The 6,373-nt window shown below is 38.0% G+C and carries 8 protein-coding genes; all 8 read right to left on the minus strand.

Annotated elements, in window-relative coordinates:
• Positions 1-1,082, minus strand: a 1,082-nt coding sequence (locus AB5026_RS18555; RefSeq protein WP_368214121.1) for an RNA-guided endonuclease InsQ/TnpB family protein, incomplete at its 3' end; no start/stop codon positions are given.
• Positions 1,083-1,427: 345 nt separating this feature from the next.
• Positions 1,428-1,817 (minus strand): hypothetical protein, encoded by a 390-nt coding sequence (locus AB5026_RS18560; RefSeq protein ID WP_368214122.1) that lies wholly within the window; start codon positions 1,815-1,817, stop codon positions 1,428-1,430.
• 23 nt (positions 1,818-1,840) lie between these two features.
• Positions 1,841-3,772, minus strand: a complete 1,932-nt coding sequence (locus AB5026_RS18565) for a type IIA DNA topoisomerase subunit B (protein ID WP_368214123.1) — start codon at positions 3,770-3,772, stop codon at positions 1,841-1,843.
• Between the two features lie 47 nt (positions 3,773-3,819).
• The gene (locus AB5026_RS18570) at positions 3,820-3,975 is read right to left on the minus strand and encodes a hypothetical protein (RefSeq protein ID WP_368214124.1); all 156 of its coding nucleotides are present in this window, start codon (positions 3,973-3,975) and stop codon (positions 3,820-3,822) included.
• 260 nt (positions 3,976-4,235) lie between these two features.
• Positions 4,236-5,168 carry a hypothetical protein gene (locus tag AB5026_RS18575; RefSeq protein WP_368214125.1) on the minus strand — a complete coding sequence of 311 codons (933 nt, stop codon included), beginning with the start codon at positions 5,166-5,168 and terminating at the stop codon, positions 4,236-4,238.
• Positions 5,169-5,179: 11 nt separating this feature from the next.
• Complete coding sequence (locus AB5026_RS18580) at positions 5,180-5,383, minus strand: hypothetical protein (protein ID WP_173734346.1); 204 nt, start codon at positions 5,381-5,383, stop codon at positions 5,180-5,182.
• Between the two features lie 242 nt (positions 5,384-5,625).
• Positions 5,626-5,760 carry a hypothetical protein gene (locus AB5026_RS18585; protein ID WP_265191306.1) on the minus strand — a complete coding sequence of 45 codons (135 nt, stop codon included), beginning with the start codon at positions 5,758-5,760 and terminating at the stop codon, positions 5,626-5,628.
• Positions 5,761-5,962: 202 nt separating this feature from the next.
• Positions 5,963-6,133, minus strand: a complete 171-nt coding sequence (locus tag AB5026_RS18590) for a hypothetical protein (protein ID WP_368214126.1) — start codon at positions 6,131-6,133, stop codon at positions 5,963-5,965.
• Between the last annotated feature and the right edge of the window lie 240 nt (positions 6,134-6,373).

Consider the following 6,373-nt stretch of genomic DNA (forward strand, 5'->3'; position numbering starts at 1 on the left):
GTAATCGCTCTTGAGAGTTTATGATGAAAATCTCTTCTCTGGTCCGCAATCTTACGCTGTTCTTTGGCAACCTTAGCTCTGGCTTTTTCCCAGTTCTTTGAGCCGGTATGCGTTTTGTGGTCATACTGCTTTCTTGAAAGGCTCTGCTGAAATCTCCGTAATCTCTTTGCATGAATCTTAATCCATCTCGGGTTTGATACGGGGATTGATTCTTCCAGGTTTCCAAAAACGCCAAATTCTTTTAGGCCAAGGTCAACAGAGATTATCTCCCTGGCATTGATAACAGTTGGAAATACCGGTTTATCAATCACACTTTCCATTCTGAGCGCGATACGGTATGAGCCATCGGGCTCCCTGCTTACGGTTGCCGCCTTGATTGTAACTCCATGCGGCTGGATGTCTGTCAGTATTTTTCCTTTTGGAAGAATAAATCTTACATTTCCGATTTTTGGAAGCTTAACATGCGGGATGCCGTCAATCATCTTCAGCTCGATATTGTTGGTTGTGAAATTTGTCGTGAAACTGTTTCCATTTGGCTTCGTTCTGGAAGCATATTTCGGGAATCCAGATAAACCCTTCAAAAATCTGTTATATGCGTCATCTACATTCCGACAGGCATTTTCATAGACAAACTTATCTGTGTCCTTAAGATATTCCTTCCCCTCCTTTAATGCCGGAAGGTATTCTTTTTTATACTGTGAGACCGTTAATGCCTTTTTGGTCTCCTTATAGTATTCCTCACGTTTAGAAAGGTAGTCATTATGTACTACACGGGCATTCCCAATCTGCTGGTTAATCGCAGTCTGTTTGTCTCCTGGAATCAGCTCTAAAAGGACGCCATAATTATGTATGCATTTTCCATAAGACTCTAATGCTTTATTCTTCTGCTTAATGATATTGAATCCGCCTTTGCCTCCGTGAAACTTAAAAGTACCGTCAGCCTGTTGTTCTGCTGTGACAGTGTACTTTATCGGTTTTTCTTCGGCAGGCTTCACCTTCTTAACGGTCTTCTCTTTCTCGGCGGCTTTCGCCTTCTTGACAGTCTGTAATTTACGGGCTTTCTTTCTGTTTGAGTTTGTCATATCGTACCTCCTTTCTGCAAATTTCTTATACATTTAATATGCCGAAAAAATTAGAAACGGGACGATTTTTTGCGAAAAAAAATAATATAAATAAAAAATTTCTATACACCGAAATGTAGAGAAATAAAATGTCGTAAACGATATTTTTATGTATTAAAAAAAAGCCGCCTAACTCATGAATAAAGTCACAAGAATGCGACGACTTAATTTTCAAAAACCTCCTATCCTATTTACAGAAAATAGTATCTGCCGGCCCGGCTCGTCCTCACGTTGGCTGACTTTTTGCTATTTGTTTTCTTTTGTACATTTTTCTATCTCAATTTCTTTATAGTACTTAGCCATATATCATATTAACAACACATAGGCCATAAAAATGAAAGCGAAAAGGCCCAAACCAATAGCAATATCCGTTATTATCACCCTGTCAATCTCAATCTGAATTATCTTTTTAGGGTCACTTTTACAAATTCTTATTTCCTTCATGTCGCCTAACTTAATATCCCTAATAGGTTGCATGACACTTTCCTCATATTTTTGTCCGTCAAAACTATACTTATATTTAACATTTATCTTTTCACTTTTGATGCTTTCGATACCTGTAACTTCTGCTGTCAGAGCTTCACTACCTGTATATTTTTTGTAATCCTCTCTTATATTTGATGCAAAAGAAAAGACGTCTACAAAAATAATCAGAAGAGTGATAAGCCTGGCAAAAATGATTTGCTTTTTTGTCATTTGGCATACTCCCTCTTTACTGTTTACACATCCAAATTCGCTTCCGTCGCGTTACTGTAAATATACTCTTTTCTCGGCTGTACCTCATTCCCCATCAGCAGCGCGGTCAAATCAGACGCCGCCTGCGCGTCTTCAATTTCAACCTGCTTCAGCATCCTTGTTGCCGGGTTCATAGTAGTCTCCCACAGCTGTTCCGCATCCATTTCTCCGAGACCTTTATAACGCTGCAGTTTAAAGTCTTTATGTGTTTTTCTATATTTTTCAAGTGCCTTGTCGTCATACAGATATTCTTCTCTTCCGTTCTTTCCGTTCGGAATCGCTTTATATAACGGCGGCATCGCGATATATACGTGGCCTTCATAAATCAGTTCAGGCATAAATCTGTAAAACAAAGTCAGGAGCAGTGTAGCGATATGTGCCCCATCCACATCCGCATCGGCTGCGATGATGATTTTATTATATCTCAATTTGGAGATGTCAAAGTCATTTCCATACCCTTCAGAGAACCCGCAGGCAAAAGCATAAACCATTGTTTTAATCTCGGCATTTGCCAGGATTTTATTGATGCTTGCTTTTTCCACGTTCAGAATCTTACCCCTGATTGGAAAGATTGCCTGAAATTCACGGTTTCTTGCTGTCTTAGCTGAACCACCTGCAGAATCACCCTCAACGATAAAGATTTCGCATTTTTCCGGGTCTTTACAGTTACAGTTTGCCAGTTTTCCATTGCTGTCAAAAGAATACTTTGGCTTTGTCAGCATATTTGTTTTTGTTTTTTCTTCTGCTTTTCTGATTTTTGCAGACTTTTCAGCACAGCCGATAACGGCTTTCAGTTCTTCCAGATGACGGTCAAAATACATCTGCAGCTGCTCTGAGATAACGGATGAAACTGCTTTTGCAGCATCCGGGTTATCCAGCTTTGTCTTTGTCTGGCCTTCAAATCTCGGGTCCGGATGTCTTACGGAAACAACAGCCACGAGACCATTTCTCACGTCTGTACCGGTGAAATTCGCGTCCTTTTCTTTAAGGATACCAAGCTCCCTTGCATATGTATTGATAAGCGTTGTCAGGGCTGTCTTAAAGCCTGTCAGATGAGTACCGCCCTCTGTTGTATAGATACTGTTGCAGAATCCGGTTACATTTTCGTGAAATTCTGTTGTGTACTGAAAAGCACACTCAACTTCAATCCCGTCACTCTTTCCGGAGACAGAAACCGGTGTTTCCTGTACTGTTTCAGAGTCTTTCACCATAGACTTTACAAGGCCGATGATGCCCTCTTCTTCGTGGAAAGTAATTGACTCTACTTCTTTCTTTCTCTTGTCTTCGTAGTGGATTATCAGCTTTGGGTTTAAGTAAGCTGTCTGATGCAGCCTGTTCTTTACCTCTTCTGCTCCAAACTTCACTGTATCAAAAATCTCATCATCCGGCAGGAAATTGATTGTGGTTCCGTGTCCTTTTGATTTCTTAATCATCGGAAGCAGGCCGTCAATCAGTTCTGTTGTCGGATGCCCTTTTTCGTAAGAGTCATGAAACAGACCTCCATCACGTTCAATATCAATCGTGAGGCGTTTTGACAACGCATTCACGACAGAAGAACCGACACCATGCAGACCACCGCTGGTTTTGTATGATTTGTTATCAAATTTACCGCCAGCGTGCAGGGTAGACAATACCAGACGCTCCGCAGAAACACCTTTTTCATGCATTCCAACAGGGATTCCTCGTCCATTATCTCTCACGGTCACAGAACCGTCTTTTTCCAATGTCACCCAAATCTCACTGCAGAATCCTGCCATATGCTCATCAACAGAGTTATCAACGATTTCATAAATCATATGATTCAGTCCTCGTCTTGAAGTGCTGCCGATGTACATACCAGGTCGTTCTCTTACAGCCTCAAGGCCTTCAAGAACTGTGATACTGTCTGCTCCGTAAAAATTATCTTTCTTTGTCATTTGCCTTACTCCTTATTTTTTTTTGCTTTTAACAATATGCCAGAAAATCATTTTTTCTCATTTCTTTGCGAATCTTTTTTCTTGTCTTCATTTTCTTTCTTCTCTTTTGCTTCTTTTTCTATCTTCCACGAAAAATAGAACCATGAAATAGTCAGTATTCCAAAAACAATTACGGATACAATCATTGTTTCTTTTAACATCATTTCTCACTCCATTTTTTTTGCGTATATATTGTATGTGTGTATTATAGTATGCAGAATTTTGAGCGATTTTGTTACATAAAAAAATCCTTCCGTAAAACCCGGCAGGTACATATTTTTAAGCAACTACAATTCGTTATTCTTTTGTTGTTTTCGTATTGTAAATTTTCTTTATACTTCTTTATGCTTTTTGTTAATATGCACAAAAATAACATGTCGGCTTTGTCGGCTCGGCTCCACATTGAAATTGATTATATCTTTCGTTATCCTCTTTCATCATCACGGTAATAGTAATAATCTAATTGCCAGTCTTCTAAAGGAAATTCTTCCAATCCAAAAACTGCCTGTGAACTCAATTTTTCTTGCCATTCATATGGTAATAGCTTTGAATATTTAGGATATTGATAAGATGTAAGGCTTGCCATTATTTCATCCATTTTAACCCCACAGTTTGGATAATCTTCTTTAGCCATTAAACTAGTAATACTATTTTTAACATCTTGCCATTCGCTATTACTAAGTAAACAAATAGTTTTGTCTGGCGATGCGATATTAACAATTCTTTGCGTGTTTTTAGACCGCTCAAACTTTTCATCGAAAGTGGCAATTATTTGTTCAAAAGAAGAGTATTTTTTATTGTTTGAGAAATCTATTTTATAATCTCCTTGTTGTATCATTTCATTAACATAATTTACAATTAAAGATTCATAGTCACAATTCGGAAATTGATTTTTTAGATATTGATATGTCGAATTAATCGCATATTGCTCCGCATCAATTTCGCAGGCCATATTTGAATAATTGCTTTCATAATACATTCTATTATTCTCAATAGCCATATGGCTTATTAGAAGATAGTAATCATCTTGAACATTATCACGAAAATCTTTACAAAAATACAAATATGAATCTAAATGTCTACTTTCATGGAATAATGCAACAAGTGATTTTATGAAGTCAGTATCATCAATCAGTTTACTTGATGGCTTTTGCATTAAATTTGGTTTAAAGATATCCTTAATGCCTATATACATATAAGGTTTTGATGTTATTGGTGACAACGTTACACTATCAATCATTAATACATCTTTACGCATTTTAATGCGAACTTCATTAAATCCATCATTCGCATATTTGTCTTGTAAGAACTTAGCTATACTTTTGATTTCTAATATTGCTTCTTTTGACGTTAACATAAGGCTATTTTTCATATATCTTCTTTATTCTTCTCTAACTTCTTGAGAGATTGTACTCCTCCTCTAATAGTATAAGTACAGCTGCCTTTTTTAATTTCTTCAAGCAGTTCATAATCTGTGGTATCATCAATTTCAACTTCTTCATCTTTTATCGCGTCTCGTATTTTTTTTATCTTATCCCAATCTGCTATCATTGATTTTTTATTAATACCCATCAGTAGTCTCCTTTTTTGATAACTCGTCGTTCCGGCTCGTAACCAAGCCTCGCAGAGGCTGACAAGCGAAGCCGTAAGGCTGAGTGCAGAGCGTGGACGGGGTTTTCGACTTCCCGTATATTTTTGCAACCATTATGTCCGACGGACAACTTGAATTGTTCATGGTCGGACCGCTTGCAGCATTCCTCCCCTGACGGCAAGCCTTGCCGCGGTTTCCTCGTCCATCGATGAATAGATTTCGCCTATTTCTTCTCTGTTTTTCCTTCCACCTTTTCTTCCTTCACCTCTTCCGGTGTAGTAGTTTCAGCTTCTTTTTCCAATTCTTTTTTCCTTTTTAAGCATTCGTTAAAATCAATGCTGTCCATAAAAATTCCCATTTTTTGTCCTCCTGTTTTTCTATCTGTCTGTAGGCCGAGCCATTGAAAACAGTCAAGCCCTCACTTGTACTTAATATGTTCACTTTCTTTTGTTTCCAATTTTTTTTGCGATTTTTTTCGGCCTTACGTATCTAATATGCTGAATTTTTTTAATCAGCACAAACGAAAAAGCTGCCAGCAAAAAATTTGCCGGCAGTTAATTTCAGATATTTTTTATTCTTTTTTTTGCTTCCTCGTGAACCATTTTTCCAAACCTTCTTTTGCCAATAAGCCTTACTTTCTTTGCTGCATTTTTTTCGCATGCTACCTCAATAAGGCCAAGAAACAAACCGCAAAAAATGAATAATACTATCAGGCAAAATGCTGCCAACATATTTTTCACCTCCTCCTGTCATGCTGCAACTTTCTGTTTGACTCCAACAGCCGCAATCTTACAGCCCCAGTTCTTTTTTTCATCTTCTCCTTCTTCGTCTATGACCTTTCCTTCTTCGTTTTTTTTGCATACTTAATATGCCGAATCCTCCATAAGCCATTACAGCCACAAAAAAAGCCGACAAAAACTTGCCGGCCTTAAGTATTCTCTTCATCTCACTTCATCAACAGTCTTCCCAAT

Origin of the sequence: Blautia sp. RTP21359st1_E11_RTP21359_211015 (genome assembly GCF_040910705.1) — a bacterium.
GTDB lineage: Bacteria > Bacillota > Clostridia > Lachnospirales > Lachnospiraceae > Blautia_A > Blautia_A fusiformis.